Raw genomic sequence first — 16,015 nt, 5'->3', positions numbered from 1 at the left:
GCGTCAGTCACCATTTGCATGTCTGACACACCGCTTTCGCAAGCAAGCCCGCTCCCACAGTTTTGATTGGTTGCAGCCTTCAGCCTTTCAGTGCTTTCCAGATCTTGCCGACCACCGTCACCGCCACAAGCACCACCGCCCCCGCCACAATCCCGGCCACCGCATTCAGTAGCGTCGGCACGATAAACTCGGCACCACCGGCCCCTGCGCTGACACTCTCGATCCAGTGATGCACCACCGGCACGCCATGGGTCAGGATCCCGCCGCCCACCAGGAACATCGCCGCCGTGCCGATCACCGACAGGCTTTTCATCATGTACGGCGCCGCGCGCAGAATCCCGTTGCCGATGCTCTTGGCCATCTGCCCGGGCTTTTGTGTCAGCCACAGACCCAGGTCATCGAGCTTGACGATGCCCGCCACCAAACCATAAACGCCGATGGTCATGACGATGGCGATACCGGACAGCACGATCACTTGCTGGGTCAGCGACGCGCCCGCCACCGTGCCCAGGGTGATGGCGATGATTTCCGCCGAAAGAATGAAGTCAGTACGGATCGCGCCCTTGATCTTGTCCTTCTCAAAAGCCACCAGATCCACCGCCGGGTCCGCCACGGCTTCGACCAGATCGGCATGTTCGGCTTGATCTTCGGCCTTGCTGTGCAGAAACGAGTGGGCCAGTTTCTCGAACCCTTCGAAGCACAGATAAGCGCCGCCGAGCATCAGCAAGGGCGTGACCAGCCACGGCACGAAAGCGCTGATGGCCAGTGCCGACGGCACCAGGATCAGCTTGTTGATGAACGAACCCTTGGCCACTGCCCAGACCACGGGAATTTCCCGTTCGGCGCGCACACCGCTGACCTGTTGGGCATTAAGCGCCAGATCATCGCCCAATACGCCGGCGGTCTTCTTGGCGGCCATCTTGGTCATCAAGGCGACGTCGTCGAGTACTGCCGCGATGTCGTCGATCAGCACCAGCAAACTGCTTCCTGCCATGAATCGGGTTTCCTTCTTTAATGAATGCCGTGCAGCATAGCGCGCTCGTGCGCCGCACGGAGCATTGTTGAGCGCCGCCGAAGGCCGGTGCTACCATGCGCCACCGCCAGTACAGGCAAGGAACCACCTGGTTTATGAGCACTATCCGCGAGCGCAACAAACAACTGATCCTGCGTGCCGCCAGTGAAGAATTCGCCGACAAGGGCTTCGCTGCGACCAAAACCAGCGACATCGCAGCCAAGGCGGGATTGCCCAAGCCGAACGTCTACTACTACTTCAAATCCAAGGAAAACCTCTATCGTGAGGTCCTGGAAAGCATCATCGAGCCGATTCTACAGGCCTCCACGCCGTTCAATCCTGACGGGGTGCCCAGCGAAGTGCTGAGCGGCTACATCCGCTCGAAAATCCGCATCTCCCGGGACCTGCCGTTTGCCTCAAAGGTGTTCGCCAGCGAAATCATGCACGGCGCACCGCACCTGAGCACCGACCTGGTCGAACAGCTCAACAGCCAGGCCAAGCACAACATCGACTGCATCCAGACCTGGATCGACCGCGGCCAGATCGCCCCCATCGACCCCAACCACCTGATGTTCAGCATCTGGGCCGCGACCCAGACCTACGCCGACTTCGACTGGCAGATCACGGCTATCACCGGCAAGGAAAGGCTGGATGAGGCGGATTATGAGGCGGCGGCGCAGACAATTACGCGGTTGGTGCTCAAAGGGTGTGAGCCGGACTGAAGACCTCATTGACCCCATCGCGGGCAAGCCCGCTCCCACAAAGATCGAGGGTGTTCACAGGATTCAAACTCACCATCAATCCCTGTGGGAGCGGGCTTGCCCGCGATTGGGGCAACTCAATTTCAGCTTTAAAGCCAGATCGCATCCCACAGTGGATAGTCGCCAAGCTGCTTTACCAGCCCTGCCCGCAACGGGTTAGCAACAACATACCGCGCCATCTTCACCAGATCTTCTTCTCGCCTCAGTGCCCGGTCGTGATAGCCCTGCTGCCAAAGCGGCCCGACTCTATTGCTGGACAGATTTACATCTCGGGTAATCAATGATTTGGTTTTTCGCATCAGATTGCTGAGCGAACAATTCTCCAATTCGACCAACCAGTGAAAGTGATCTGGCATGACGACCCAAGCCAGCGATTTTGCTAACCCCAGGTTCTGAGCGTGGCGAAATTGATGCACAACCAATCTGCCCAATCTGAAATCATCAAAAATGGGCTCTCGATTAATCGTATTGGAAGTCAGTAAGTAGATTCGATAGGGCTCAGCATAGCGGCCCGTTCGCAAGCGATGTGAAGCAGGTAGATCAGGCATTCCATTGCCCCTCATGATGAAAGTCAGAGAAGGCTAGTTCTGGAAATGCTTGAAGGTCATTCAGACCTTTAGCTGGATGTGTCTGGTTAATAGCAATCGCGGGCAAGCCCGCTCCCACAGTGGTCGATGGTGTACACAAATCATATGTACACCCCTGAACCTTGTGGGAGCGGGCTTGCCCGCGATGACGTCAGGTCAGACTCTACAACTCAAATCAAGCCACCACCCCAGCATCCGCCCTCAACCCCACCCCCTCGATCGCAGTGATCGCACACTGCTCATCCACATCCGACAGATCCCCGCTGATCCCCACCGCCCCCAGCACAATGCCGGCCTGATCACGGATCAGTACGCCGCCCGGGGCCGGGACGACGCTGCCTTGGCCAAGACTATTCAATGCCGCGATGAAGGCTGGGCGTTGTTGGGCGTCCAGAGCCAGCAGGCGGGAGCCCTTGCCCAGGGCGATGGCGCCCCAGGCCTTGCCGATGGCGACTTGCGGGCGCAGCAGGCTGGCGCCGTCTTCGCGTTGCAGGGTGACCAGATGCCCGCCGGCGTCCAGTACCGCGATGGTCAGGGGTGCGGCGGATATCGCCCGTCCCGCGTTGATGGCCTCGTCGACCAGTTTGACTGCGACTTTCAAGGTTAAAGCGCTCATGGTGCCGTCCTCATTTTGTTTTTCGGAAAGTCGTTGGGCTGCGCTTTTCTGCCGCAGCCCGATGCAACAAATAGAACACAATGAGTTATTTTTTTGTATACAATAATTCTCGAAAAGCGCCACATGCGACGAAAAGCCACAGTAGAAAGGGCTTCCGACGAATGAAACGGTTGCTTGAGAAAATAAATTGACCTGCGCCGCTTGCCGTGAATACACTCGGCGCAAAGCCACTTGTATACAATTACAAAACGTAAAGAGGCACAAAACCATGAGCAAAATGAGAGCAATCGAAGCCGCCGTTCTGGTGATGCGCCGTGAAGGGGTTGATACCGCTTTTGGCATCCCTGGTGCCGCCATCAACCCGCTGTACTCCGCCCTGCAGAAGGTCGGCGGCATCGATCACGTCCTCGCTCGCCACGTTGAAGGCGCGTCGCACATGGCCGAGGGCTACACCCGCACCAAGGCCGGCAACATCGGCGTGTGCATCGGCACCTCCGGCCCTGCCGGCACCGACATGGTCACCGGGCTCTACAGCGCCTCGGCCGACTCGATCCCGATCCTTTGCATTACCGGCCAGGCACCCCGCGCCCGCATGCACAAGGAAGACTTCCAGGCTGTCGACATCACCAGCATCGTCAAGCCAGTCACCAAGTGGGCGACCACTGTTCTGGAGCCGGGCCAGGTGCCTTACGCGTTCCAGAAAGCTTTCTTTGAAATGCGCTCCGGCCGTCCAGGCCCGGTGCTGATCGACCTGCCGTTCGACGTACAGATGGCGGAAATCGAATTCGATATCGACGCTTATCAGCCGCTGCCATTGGCCAAACCAAGCGCTACCCGCGTTCAAGTGGAAAAAGCCCTGGCATTGCTGGATCAGGCCGAACGTCCATTGCTGGTAGCCGGTGGCGGCATCATCAATGCCGACGCCAGCGACCTGCTGGTTGAATTCGCCGAGCTGACCGGCATTCCAGTGATCCCGACCCTGATGGGCTGGGGCACCATTCCAGACGATCACCCGCAGATGGTCGGCATGGTCGGTCTGCAGACTTCGCACCGTTACGGCAACGCAACGATGCTGAAATCCGACGTGGTGCTGGGCATCGGTAACCGTTGGGCCAACCGTCACACCGGTTCGGTCGACGTTTACACCGAAGGCCGCAAGTTCATTCACGTCGACATCGAAGGCACGCAGATCGGCCGCGTGTTCACCCCGGACCTGGGTATCGTCTCCGACGCCGCTGCCGCGCTGACTGTGTTCATCGAAGTCGCTCGCGAGTGGCAAGCCGCTGGCAAGCTGAAGGACCGCAGTGCCTGGCTGCAAGACTGCCAGCAGCGCAAATCCAGCCTGCACCGCAAGACTCACTTCGACAACGTGCCGGTCAAGCCGCAGCGCGTTTACGAAGAGATGAACCAGGTATTCGGCAAGGACACTTGCTACGTCAGCACCATCGGCCTGTCGCAGATTGCCGGCGCGCAGTTCCTGCACGTCTACAAGCCGCGTCACTGGATCAACTGCGGTCAGGCAGGCCCGCTGGGCTGGACCATTCCGGCAGCGCTGGGCGTGGTCAAGGCCGATCCGAGCCGCAAGGTTGTCGCGCTGTCGGGCGACTATGACTTCCAGTTCATGATCGAAGAGTTGGCGGTAGGCGCGCAGTTCAAGCTGCCGTACATCCACGTGGTGGTGAACAACTCGTACCTGGGTCTGATCCGTCAGGCGCAGCGCGGTTTTGAAATGGATTACTGCGTACAACTGTCCTTCGATAACCTGAACGCGCCGGAACTCAACGGTTATGGCGTCGACCACATCGCGGTCGCCGAAGGCCTGGGCTGCAAGGCACTGCGCGTGTTCGAACCTTCTGAAATCGCCCCGGCCCTGCGCAAGGCCGAGCAGATGATCGAAGAGTTCAAGGTTCCGGTGATCGTCGAGGTTATTCTGGAGCGCGTGACCAACATTTCGATGGGCACCGAGATCAACGCCGTCAACGAATTCGAAGACCTGGCGCTGGTCGGCAACGACGCACCGACTGCGATTTCGTTGCTCGACTGACAGCTCACTGTTCCCACTGTGGGAGCGAGCCTGCTCGCGATGAGGCCGGCACATTCAACATCAATGTTGATTGACACATCGCTATCGCGAGCAGGCTCGCTCCCACAGTTTGGGGGCCTACACAAGATTTACGGGAGACCACCATGCCGCGTTTCGCAGCCAACCTGTCCATGCTGTTCACCGAGCAGGATTTCCTCGCCCGTTTCGAAGCGGCCGCCAAGGCCGGCTTCAGTGGTGTCGAATACCTGTTCCCCTACGACTTCAGCTCTGCCGAAATCAAGGCCACGCTCGATGCCAACGGTCTGACTCAAGTGCTGTTCAACCTGCCGGCCGGCGACTGGGCCAAGGGCGAGCGCGGCATTGCCTGCCTGCCGGACCGTGTCGAAGAGTTCCGCGCCGGGGTCGATCTGGCGATCGCCTACGCGCAAGTGCTGGGCAACACCCAGGTCAACTGCCTGGCCGGTATCCGTCCACAGGGCGTGGACGATGCCACCGTGGAAAAAACCTTCGTCGCCAACCTCAAGTACGCGGCCGACAAGCTGCAGGCGGCGGGCATCAAGCTGGTGATGGAAGCGATCAACACCCGCGACATCCCGGGCTTCTACCTGAACAACACGGCGCAAGCCCTGTCGATTCGCGAGCAGGTCGGCAGCGCCAATCTATTCCTGCAATACGACATCTATCACATGCAAATCATGGAGGGCGACCTGGCCCGCACCATGGCTGCGCACCTGGGCGAGATCAACCATATCCAGTTGGCCGACAACCCAGGGCGCAACGAACCGGGCACCGGTGAAATCAACTACCGCTTCCTGTTCGAACACCTGGACCGCATCGGTTATCAGGGTTGGGTCGGCTGCGAATACAAGCCACTGACCACCACCGAAGCGGGTCTGGGCTGGCTGAAGACCCATAACGCGATCTGATCAGGTACCGCGTGATCGTTTTTCGCGGGCAAGCCTCGCTCCCACAGGGGCCGGGTTGTCTGTAGGAGCGAGGCTTGCCCGCGAAGGCGTCCTCGCTGACACCCCAAGAATTTTGCGAACAGAGCAATAAAAACAAGAGGATTTTCTCATGGCTAAAATCGGATTCATCGGCACCGGCATCATGGGCCACCCAATGGCGGCGAACCTGCAGAAAGCCGGTCACAGCCTGTTCCTGTCCGCCCACCACGACGCGGCGCCTGCCGACCTGGTCGCCGCTGGCGCCATCGCCCTGGCCAACCCGAAAGAAGTGGCGCAGGAAGCCGAATTCATCATCGTCATGGTCCCGGATACCCCGCAGGTCGATGACGTACTGTTCCGCGCCGACGGCGTTGCCGCCGGTATCGGCAAGGGCAAGGTCGTGATCGACATGAGCTCGATCTCGCCGACCGCCACCAAGGCCTTCGCCGCGAAAATCAACGAGAAAGGCGCGCAATACCTCGACGCCCCGGTGTCCGGCGGTGAAGTCGGTGCCAAGGCCGCGACCCTGAGCATCATGGTCGGTGGCGACGCCGATGCCTTCGAACGCGCCCTGCCGCTGTTCCAGGCCATGGGCAAGAACATCACCCTGGTCGGTGGCAACGGCGACGGTCAGACCGCGAAAGTGGCGAACCAGATCATCGTGGCACTGAACATCCAGGCCGTGGCCGAAGCCCTGCTGTTCGCTTCGAAAAACGGCGCCGATCCTGCCAAGGTGCGTGAAGCGCTGATGGGCGGTTTCGCGTCCTCCAAGATCCTCGAAGTACACGGCGACCGCATGATCAAGGGCACCTTCGATCCAGGCTTCCGCATCAGCCTGCACCAGAAGGACCTGAACCTGGCCCTGCAAGGCGCCAAGGAGCTGAACATCAACCTGCCGAACACCGCTAACGCCCAGCAAGTGTTCAGCACCTGCGCGGCCATCGGTGGCAGCAACTGGGACCACTCGGCGCTGATCAAGGGTCTGGAACACATGGCCAACTTCTCGATTCGCGACAAGAAGTAAGCCCTGCCCCAGCCTCATCCCCTGTAGGAGCGAGGCTCGCCCGCGAAGAACACCCCTCGGTGCAGCAGAAACACCGTGGTGTCCGGTTCGCGGGCAAGCCTCGCTCCTACAGAGGAATCAGCGTTTCCCATCAAATAACAAGAATTCCCGGGAGCCCGCCATGTCGGTCGATCCGCAACAATTCCTGCGCGAGCTGTTCGCCACAGCCATCGACGCGGCCCATCCGCAGCAAGTCCTCGAAGCCCATCTGCCTGCCGACCGCACCGGTCGAGTGATCGTCATCGGCGCCGGCAAGGCCGCGGCCGCCATGGCCCAGGTGGTCGAGCGCTGCTGGCAGGGTGAAGTGTCCGGTCTGGTGGTGACGCGTTACGGTCACGGCGCCCCTTGCGAAAAAATCGAAGTGGTCGAGGCCGCGCATCCGGTGCCTGACGCGGCGGGTCAAGCCGTCGCCAAGCGCGTTTTCGAGCTGGTCAGCGGCCTGAGCGAAAGTGACCGCGTGATCTTCCTGCTGTCCGGCGGCGGTTCAGCCCTGCTGGCGCTTCCGGCGGCCGGCATCACCCTGGCCGACAAGCAGTCGATCAACAAGGCCCTGCTCAAATCCGGCGCCACCATCGGCGAGATGAACTGCGTGCGCAAGCACCTCTCGGCGATCAAGGGCGGACGCCTGGGCAAGGCCTGCTGGCCTGCCACTGTTTATACCTACGCGATTTCCGATGTACCGGGCGACCTCGCCACGGTCATCGCTTCCGGTCCTACCGTGGCCGACCCAAGCACTTCGGCAGAAGCGCTGGCAATCCTCAAGCGCTACAACATCGAAGTGCCGGCCTCCGTGCGCACCTGGCTGCAAAGCCCAGAATCGGAAACCGTCAAACCCGGCGATCCGAGCCTGGCCCGCAGTCACTTCCAGTTGATCGCCCGTCCGCAGCAGTCGCTGGAAGCGGCGGCGGTGAAATGCCGCCAGGCCGGGTTCAGCCCGCTGATCCTCGGCGATCTGGAAGGCGAATCCCGCGAAGTGGCGAAAGTCCACGCCGGCATCGCCCGCCAAGTGGTGCTGCACGGTCAGCCGCTGGCGGCGCCCTGCGTGATCCTCTCCGGTGGCGAAACCACCGTCACCGTGCGCGGCAACGGCCGTGGCGGACGCAACGCCGAGTTCCTGCTGAGCCTGACCGATAGCCTCAAGGGCCTGCCCGGCGTCTATGCGCTGGCCGGTGACACCGATGGCATCGACGGCTCCGAAGACAACGCCGGCGCCATCATGACCCCGGACAGCTACGCCCGCGCCGCCGCACTGGGCCTGAGCGCCAGCGACGAACTGGATAACAACAATGGCTACGGCTACTTCCAGGCGCTGGACGCGCTGATCGTCACCGAGCCGACCCGCACCAACGTCAACGACTTCCGCGCCATCCTGATTCTCGAGAGCCCTAAACATGACGCCTGACAAGAAGGTAAAAATCCTCGCCACCCTGGGCCCCGCCACTGACGGAATCGACGACATCCGCGAACTGGTGCAGGCCGGGGTCAACATCTTCCGCCTGAACTTCAGCCACGGCGATCACGCCGACCACGCCAAGCGCTACCAGTGGATTCGTGAAGTCGAGCGCCAGCTGAACTATCCGCTGGGTATCCTGATGGACCTGCAAGGCCCGAAACTGCGGGTCGGCAAGTTCGCCGAAGGCAAGGTGCAACTGGTGCGCGGCCAGGCCCTGCGCCTGGACCTCGATGCCACACCGGGGGATGAGCGCCGGGTCAACCTGCCGCACCCGGAAATCATCGCCGCTCTGGAGCCGGGCATGGACCTGCTGCTGGACGATGGCAAGCTGCGCCTGCGGGTGGTCAGCAAGTACGACGACGCCATCGACACCACGGTGCTCAACGGCGGCGAACTGTCGGACCGCAAGGGCGTGAACGTCCCGCAAGCGGTGCTCGACTTAAGCCCGCTGACCGCCAAGGATCGCCGCGACCTGAGTTTCGGCCTGGAACTGGGTGTGGACTGGGTGGCGCTGTCGTTCGTACAGCGCCCTGAAGACATTCGCGAGGCCCGCGCGCTGATCGGCGACCGGGCGTTTCTGATGGCCAAGATCGAGAAGCCATCGGCGGTGACCCAATTGCGGGAAATCGCCGAACTGAGCGACGCGATCATGGTTGCCCGTGGCGATCTGGGCGTGGAAGTGCCGGCCGAAAGTGTGCCGCAGATCCAGAAAAACATCATCAGCACCTGCCGCCAACTCGGCAAGCCGGTGGTGGTGGCCACGCAGATGCTCGAATCGATGCGCTTCTCCCCGGCACCGACCCGCGCCGAAGTCACTGACGTGGCCAACGCCGTGGCCGAAGGCGCCGATGCGGTGATGCTGTCGGCGGAGACCGCGTCCGGCGAGTACCCGCTGGAAGCCGTGCAGATGATGAGCAAGATCATCCGCCAGGTGGAAAACGGCCCGGACTATCAGGCCCAGCTCGACGTCAGCCGACCGAAAGCCGAAGCCACGGTGTCCGACGCGATCAGCTGCGCGATCCGTCGCATCAGCAACGTGCTGCCGGTGGCGGTGCTGGTGAACTACAGCGAATCGGGCGCCTCGAGTTTGCGCGCCGCGCGTGAGCGGCCGACCGTGCCGATCCTCAACCTCACGCCGAACCTGCAGACCGCTCGCCGCCTGACCGTGGCCTGGGGCGTGCACTCGGTGGTCAATGATCGTCTGCGCCAGGTGGATGAAGTCTGCTCGACGGCCCTGGAAATCGCCCAGGCCCAGGGCATGGCCGAGCGTGGCGACACCTTGTTGATCACGGCGGGTGTGCCGTTTGGGCAGCCGGGGTCGACTAACTCATTGCGTATCGAGACGTTGATCTAGAACGCCATACCGGCCTCATCGCGAGCAGGCTCGCTCCCACATTGGTTTTGTGTCGTGCACAGGATCAAGACTGAACGCAGATTCAGTGTGGGAGCGAGCCTGCTCGCGATGCAGGCAACTCGGTCCACTGACTTTTTTTGAACTGCCATGCCTGCCAATCACTTCAACACCCACTGCCCCGACTGGGCCGAGGCGTTCCTCAACGGCTTCAGTCAGATATTCCTCCAGCGCCATCCGCTCTGCGGCCTGCTGTGCCTATCCGCCATCCTCTTCACCGCACCGGCATTGCTCGGTGGCGCGTTGCTCGGTGGCGTCGCCGGTCTGCTCACCGCGCAGCGACGCAACTACGCCAAGGCCGATCGCCAGGCCGGTCTGTTCAGCTACAACGGCGTGCTGATCGGCCTGTTGCTGAGCCTGTACTTCCCCTGGTCGGCGATGATGCCGCCGCTGATTCTGGCCGCCGGTGGCCTGAGCGCGATCATCACCCAGCAGTGGCTCAAGCGCGCCCGGGTCAACCAATGCGTGCCCGCCTACACCGCGCCATTCGTGGGCCTGAGCTGGTTGCTGCTGTGCTTTGCTGAGCCTTCGACCGCCACCGCCCCGATTGAACTGGATACCGCGAACCTGTTTGCCGCGTTGCTCAAAGGCTTCGGCCAGGTGATGTTCCTCGATCATCCGCTGGCCGGGGCGATGATTGCCGCCGGTTTGCTGATCGCCGATCGCCGCGCCTTCTGCTGGGCACTGCTGGCCTCTGCCATCGGCCTGGGTTCCAGCCTGCTGCATCACGAAACCGGCACGGCCCTGCTGGGTCTGGGCGGTTACAACGCGGTATTGGCCGCGCTCGCCTTCAGTGCGCAACGCCAGCATCCGTGGCTGCCGCTGCTCGGCATCGTCCTGGCGCTGCTGCTGACGCCGCTGTTCGCCGCCGTGGGCCTCGCCACACTGACCGCGCCGTTCATCCTCGCCTGCTGGCTGATCCGCGCCGGCATTCAGATGCTCGGCAAAACCGCTGTCGATAACACGCCTTGCGCTCACGGGGACAATCAACCTAGGCTGCGCTGATCTTCGTTTCAGGCGTTATCCATGGACAGCAGCAACAACTGGCGTGAACAGCTTTACGTCATGATTTTCCAGACCGACACCAAGGCTGGCAGGCGCTTCGACGGCATCTTGCTGTTAATCATCCTCGCCAGCCTGGTGATCGTGATGCTCGACAGTATCGACACCGTTCACCGCAATTACGCCGACGTGCTGGCGTACATCGAGTGGGGCTTCACGGTGATCTTCCTCGGCGAGTACATACTGCGGCTTTACTGCTCGCCCAAGCCCCTGCGTTACGCCTTCAGCTTTTACGGGCTGGTGGACTTGCTGGCGATCGTCCCCGGCATCATTGCCCTCTACTATTCCGACGCCCAGTACCTGCTGATTATCCGGATCATCCGGATGCTGCGGATTTTCCGTGTGCTCAAGCTCAGCCCGTACCTGAAGCAGGCCAACTATCTGATGTCGGCGCTGCGCGGCAGCAAGCAGAAGATCGTGGTGTTTCTGGTCAGCGTCTGCACCCTGGTGACGGTGTTCGGCACGCTGATGTATGTCATCGAAGGCCCGGAACATGGCTTCACCAGCATTCCCAAAGGCATCTATTGGGCTATCGTGACATTGACCACTGTGGGCTTTGGCGACATCGTGCCGAAGACACCGCTGGGCCAGGTGATTTCCTCGCTGGTGATGATCACCGGTTACTCGATCATCGCCGTGCCCACCGGGATTTTCACCGCCGAACTGGCCAACGCCCTGCGCGGTGAACAACTGCAACATGACTGCCCGGTGTGCCGCAAAAACAGCCATGAACACGGCGCTGCGTTCTGCTCGCGTTGTGGCAATGCACTGTTCAAGAAATTGGAATAAGCAAAGTTCTTTTTAATATTTAAGGGACTATGCAAGCCCGGCTATAGTCGCTGGCAAATTGCCTCAATTTTCAAATAGAGAACAAGGAATTCGCAGTGAAAAAAATCTTTGGCGCTTCACTCCTGGCCGCTGGCCTGGCCCTGAGCAGCATGGCTCAAGCCGCACCGACCCTGCTCAACGTTTCCTACGACGTGATGCGCGATTTCTACAAGGACTACAACACTGCGTTCCAGAAACACTGGCAGGCCGAGCACAACGAGAACATCACCCTGCAGATGTCGTTCGGTGGCTCCAGCAAACAGGCGCGCTCGGTGATCGACGGCCTGCCCGCCGATGTGATCACCATGAACATGGCCACCGACATCAACGCCCTGGCCGACAACGGCAAACTGGTCCCGGACAACTGGGTCACCCGTCTGCCGAACAACAGCGCGCCGTTCACTTCGGCCACCGTATTCATCGTCCGCAAGGGCAACCCGAAAGCGTTGAAAGACTGGCCGGACCTGCTCAAGGACGGCGTACAAGTGGTCGTGCCAAACCCGAAAACCTCGGGTAACGGCCGCTACACCTATCTGTCCGCCTGGGGCTACGTGCTGAAAAACGGCGGCGACGAGAACAAAGCCAAGGAATTCGTCGGCAAGCTGTTCAAGCAGGCGCCGGTGCTCGATACCGGTGGCCGTGCCGCTACCACCACTTTCATGACCAACCAGATCGGCGACGTGCTGGTGACCTTCGAAAACGAAGCGGAAATGATCGCCCGCGAATTCGGTCGCGACCAGTTCGAAGTAATTTACCCAAGCGTTTCCGCTGAAGCCGAGCCGCCGGTATCGGTGGTCGACAAATCGGTCGACAAGAAAGGCACCCGCGCCGCCGCCGAGGAATACCTGAAGTACCTGTGGTCGCCGGAAGGCCAGGAGATTGCTGCTGCCAACTACCTGCGTCCGCGTGATCCTGCGGTGCTGGCCAAGCACACCGACCGCTTCCCGAAAGTGGATTTCCTGTCGGTGGAGAAGACCTTCGGTGACTGGCGCACCGTACAGAAGACTCACTTCAATGATGGTGGGGTTTTCGATCAGATCTATACGCAGTAAGACCTGAGCGGTAATGGAAAAGGCGGCCTCATGAGGTCGCCTTTTTTACACCCAGAACTGTAGGAGCGAGGCTTGCCCGCGAATAGGCCATCAGACCCAACATCGATGTCGCCTGGAGGTCAGTCTTCGCGGGCAAGCCTCGCTCCTACAGATGAGGGTGTCAGGTCAGGTTTGCGCAGAGGGTGTTACATCGGTGGCGTCACACCGTCCTTTCCCGCCGAGATCGATTGCGCGGTGAGCGTACCGTCGGCACTCTGGGTCACGAAGGTGACGATCTTCACGCCTACCTTCAGCAAGCTGCGATCCCCCGGCATCAGGTTTACGATCGGCACATCCTCTGGCACCAGAATCTTTTGCTGGCCGCCCTTGTAGTTTACGGTCAGCACACGGCCATTACTGACCACCAGATCGCCGACGCTGCCGTTGGTCATGCTGCTGCCCTTGACCAGATCGAAGGGCCGGTGACCGTCGCCGCTGCCCGCCAGCTCCGGCGGAAAGACATGGACTTCCAGCGCCTTGAGGCTGCCATCTTCCTGGGGAATGGCAGCAGAACCGATGTAGCTCCCGGGCTTTATGTCTTCGATGTTGGCCAGGGTGACGGCGCGCACTTTGGTGTCCTTGGTCAGGTTGATCACAACGTTCTCACCGCTGTTGGCATGGACTTTCAGAGCGTCGGGACTGACTCCGGTAATCTCGCCTCGTACACCGATGCGCAAGCCCGGCGCATCCTCGGCCAAGGCAGGATTGGCGCTAAAGAGAGCGAATAGAGTGACCAGCGAAACAGCGTGAACAATGTGACGGTGCATTGCATTCATGGACATGTCCTCCTGTGACGAAACCGGAAAGAGAACATAAGCACGCTATCGAACAAGATGTAAGTGAATGTATCATCGGACTCATAATTTTCGACGCGACGCCCATCGGCCAATCGTCACTCATTCCGCAACGGAATGACTGCTATCACTCCAATCCCTCTTCTGCCGTACCGGTCGGGCCATTAGCCTGCATGCATTCTCTCAAGCCTAGCGAGACACGTTATGAATCCAGCGACCCAGGTGCCTCACGGCACCGTGACAATGACCCGAGGCATGGTGCTGCTTTTCGCCTTCTGCTGCGGGGCGATCGTGGGCAACCTCTATTACGCGCAGCCGATCATCGGCCTGATCGCGCCGGACCTCGGCCTGAGCAACAGCCTGGCCAGTTTCATCGTTTCGCTGACCCAGATCGGCTATGCCCTGGGCCTGTTCTTCCTGGTGCCATTGGGTGACCTGCTGGAAAACCGCCGCCTGATGATGATCACCAATCTGGTGGCGATTGCCAGCCTGCTGGGCGCGGCGTTCACCGATCAGCCGAATGTGTTCCTGCTGGTTTCGCTGCTGGTGGGCTTCAGCTCGGTGTCGGTGCAGATCCTGATTCCGCTGGCCGCGCATCTGGCGCCGGAAGAGTCCCGTGGCCGGGTGGTCGGCGGGATCATGGGCGGGCTGCTGCTGGGCATTCTGCTGGCGCGACCGGTGTCCAGCGTGATAGCCGACCACTTCGGCTGGCGTGCGATGTTTATCGTCGCGGCGCTGTTGATGGTGGCGATCAGCATCGTGGTGGCGGTGACCATTCCCAAGCGCCAGCCTGATCACAGTGCGTCCTATGGCCAGTTGCTCGGCTCGCTCTGGACCCTGCTGCGCAAGCAACCGGTATTGCGCCAGCGGGCGTTCTACCAAGGCTGCATGTTCGCCACCTTCAGCCTGTTCTGGACCGCCGTGCCGCTGGAGCTGGCACGCAACCATGGCTTGTCGCAATCGCAGATCGCGATTTTCGCCCTGGTCGGTGCCATTGGTGCGGTCGCAGCGCCTATCGCCGGGCGCCTGGCCGATGCCGGCCACACCCGCATCGCTTCGTTGCTGGCACTGCTGTTCGCCAGCCTGAGTTTCCTGCCGGCGTTCATCCATCCGGCCTACAGCGTCATTGGTCTTGCAGTAACTGGCGTGGTCCTGGATTTCTGCGTGCAGATGAACATGGTCCTGGGCCAGCGCGCGGTCTACGCCCTCGACGCCAAGAGCCGCAGCCGCCTGAATGCGCTTTACATGACCAGCATCTTCATCGGCGGCGCGTTCGGCTCATCGGTCGCCAGCGCGGTGTATGAACATGGCGGGTGGTTGTGGATCGTGCTGGTGGGCAGCGCGTTTCCGTTGCTGGCGCTGTTGCGGTTCCTGAGTGTCGCGAAGGAGCCGTCGCTGGCGACCGCCTGATCGCCAAAAGCTTCGCGGGCAAGCCTCGCTCAGGTTTTACGCAGACCTGTAGGAGCGAGGCTTGCCCGCGAAGCGTTTTGTCTTGCAGACGACGATTAAAAGGAAGCATTCCCCCCAGGCATTAATCCTATGCCTCCCACCTGCGTTCCGCCCTCGCCTGCCCAAGGTCACCATTGATCCCAGCCAAACCGGCTTTCTCACACGGGATACGATCATGACCCTGCAAGCAAAACTCGATGCCTTCAAAGCCGACTTCAAGGCCGGTAAACCGCCGTACAACGCTCCGGCTGAAATCCATCCGATCATGGAACGGGCCACTGCCGAACTGATTGCATCGGGCGCGGCGAACCGTGCGCTCAAGGTCGGGGACAAGGCGCCGCTGTTTACCCTCAAGGACCCTGATGGCAACCCGGTGTCGTCCGCGGACCTTCTGGCAAAGGGGCCGCTGGTGCTGACCTTCTACCGCGGTGTCTGGTGCCCGTACTGCAACCTGGAGCTGCAAGCGTTGCAGGACTTCCTGCCGACACTGCAGCAGGCCGGCGCAAGCCTGGTGGCGATCTCGCCACAGATCGCCGCCAACAGCCGCAAGTCGATGCGCACCAACGGCCTGCAGTTTCCGATTCTCAGCGATACCCATAACGATGTGGCAAAAGCCTTCGGTCTGCGTTTCGCGCTGCCGGATTATCTGATCGGGTTGTACAAAAACCTGCGCAACGACCTGCCCGCTTTCAACGATGATCCATCCTGGACGCTGCCAATGCCGGCGCGTTATGTGATTGGGCAGGACGGTGTGATTCGATACGCGGAGGTCAACCCGGATTACACTCAACGGCCGGAGCCGGAAGCGATGCTGGATGCGATTCGCGGTTGATAAAACACCACAGCTCTAATGTGGGAGCGGGCTTGCTCGCGAAGGCGTTGTGTCAGTCGACATTTGCA

General features: G+C 60.8%; 15 protein-coding genes. 11 read left to right on the top strand and 4 right to left on the bottom strand.

Translation table 11 applies throughout. The annotated features are described in order from the left end of the window. Positions 1-79 precede the first annotated feature (79 nt). A complete protein-coding gene (locus ACW9JE_RS20955; RefSeq protein WP_224537152.1) occupies positions 80-994 on the bottom strand; it encodes a DUF808 domain-containing protein in 915 nt (304 codons plus the stop codon). Positions 995-1,128: 134 nt separating this feature from the next. Between ACW9JE_RS20955 and ACW9JE_RS20950 the strand changes: the two genes are divergently transcribed. Next, complete coding sequence (locus tag ACW9JE_RS20950; protein ID WP_175376903.1) at positions 1,129-1,734, top strand: TetR/AcrR family transcriptional regulator; 606 nt, start codon at positions 1,129-1,131, stop codon at positions 1,732-1,734. 128 nt (positions 1,735-1,862) lie between these two features. On the opposite strand, the gene ACW9JE_RS20945 is transcribed toward ACW9JE_RS20950, so the two are convergent. Together ACW9JE_RS20945 and ACW9JE_RS20940 are read right to left on the bottom strand one after the other, a co-directional pair. Beyond that, on the bottom strand, positions 1,863-2,321 hold the full coding sequence (locus tag ACW9JE_RS20945; protein ID WP_224537154.1) for an REP-associated tyrosine transposase: 459 nt from the start codon (positions 2,319-2,321) through the stop codon (positions 1,863-1,865). A 214-nt stretch (positions 2,322-2,535) separates the two neighbouring features. Then, on the bottom strand, positions 2,536-2,976 hold the full coding sequence (locus ACW9JE_RS20940; protein WP_457433801.1) for a GlcG/HbpS family heme-binding protein: 441 nt from the start codon (positions 2,974-2,976) through the stop codon (positions 2,536-2,538). A 268-nt stretch (positions 2,977-3,244) separates the two neighbouring features. Here ACW9JE_RS20940 and gcl point away from each other — a divergent pair, with 268 nt between their 5' ends. The 8 genes from gcl to ACW9JE_RS20900 all read left to right on the top strand — a co-directional run bounded on the left by gcl (position 3,245) and on the right by ACW9JE_RS20900 (position 12,833). Beyond that, complete coding sequence (gcl, locus tag ACW9JE_RS20935) at positions 3,245-5,020, top strand: glyoxylate carboligase (protein WP_224537157.1); 1,776 nt, start codon at positions 3,245-3,247, stop codon at positions 5,018-5,020. A gap of 143 nt (positions 5,021-5,163) precedes the next feature. After that, a complete protein-coding gene (gene hyi / locus ACW9JE_RS20930; protein ID WP_224537159.1) occupies positions 5,164-5,946 on the top strand; it encodes a hydroxypyruvate isomerase in 783 nt (260 codons plus the stop codon). A gap of 148 nt (positions 5,947-6,094) precedes the next feature. Continuing rightward, a complete protein-coding gene (locus tag ACW9JE_RS20925) occupies positions 6,095-6,988 on the top strand; it encodes a 2-hydroxy-3-oxopropionate reductase (protein ID WP_224537161.1) in 894 nt (297 codons plus the stop codon). 160 nt (positions 6,989-7,148) lie between these two features. Then, entirely contained in the window at positions 7,149-8,429 is a 1,281-nt protein-coding gene (locus ACW9JE_RS20920; protein WP_224537162.1) for a glycerate kinase type-2 family protein, read from the top strand. Then, positions 8,419-9,834, top strand: coding sequence for a pyruvate kinase (gene pyk, locus ACW9JE_RS20915; protein ID WP_224537164.1), 1,416 nt, complete (start codon positions 8,419-8,421; stop codon positions 9,832-9,834). The genes ACW9JE_RS20920 and pyk overlap by 11 nt, the downstream gene beginning before the upstream one ends. 147 nt (positions 9,835-9,981) lie before the next feature. After that, entirely contained in the window at positions 9,982-10,896 is a 915-nt protein-coding gene (locus tag ACW9JE_RS20910) for an urea transporter (protein WP_224537166.1), read from the top strand. A 21-nt stretch (positions 10,897-10,917) separates the two neighbouring features. Beyond that, positions 10,918-11,742 carry an ion transporter gene (locus ACW9JE_RS20905; protein WP_224537168.1) on the top strand — a complete coding sequence of 275 codons (825 nt, stop codon included), beginning with the start codon at positions 10,918-10,920 and terminating at the stop codon, positions 11,740-11,742. Positions 11,743-11,837: 95 nt separating this feature from the next. Beyond that, positions 11,838-12,833 (top strand): sulfate ABC transporter substrate-binding protein, encoded by a 996-nt coding sequence (locus tag ACW9JE_RS20900; RefSeq protein WP_224537170.1) that lies wholly within the window; start codon positions 11,838-11,840, stop codon positions 12,831-12,833. Positions 12,834-13,018: 185 nt separating this feature from the next. Here ACW9JE_RS20900 and ACW9JE_RS20895 read toward each other — a convergent pair whose 3' ends face one another. Beyond that, a complete protein-coding gene (locus ACW9JE_RS20895; protein WP_457433800.1) occupies positions 13,019-13,648 on the bottom strand; it encodes a hypothetical protein in 630 nt (209 codons plus the stop codon). 222 nt (positions 13,649-13,870) lie between these two features. On the opposite strand from ACW9JE_RS20895, the gene ACW9JE_RS20890 reads away from it, so the two are divergent. Then, positions 13,871-15,076 (top strand): MFS transporter, encoded by a 1,206-nt coding sequence (locus ACW9JE_RS20890; RefSeq protein ID WP_457433799.1) that lies wholly within the window; start codon positions 13,871-13,873, stop codon positions 15,074-15,076. A gap of 214 nt (positions 15,077-15,290) precedes the next feature. Further along, entirely contained in the window at positions 15,291-15,947 is a 657-nt protein-coding gene (locus tag ACW9JE_RS20885) for a peroxiredoxin-like family protein (RefSeq protein ID WP_457433798.1), read from the top strand. Positions 15,948-16,015 lie beyond the last annotated feature (68 nt).

This window comes from Pseudomonas sp. SDO55104_S430 (assembly GCF_054070595.1).
The sequence above is the reverse complement of the archived record's forward strand: the minus strand, read 5'-3'. Positions and strand labels throughout refer to the sequence as shown.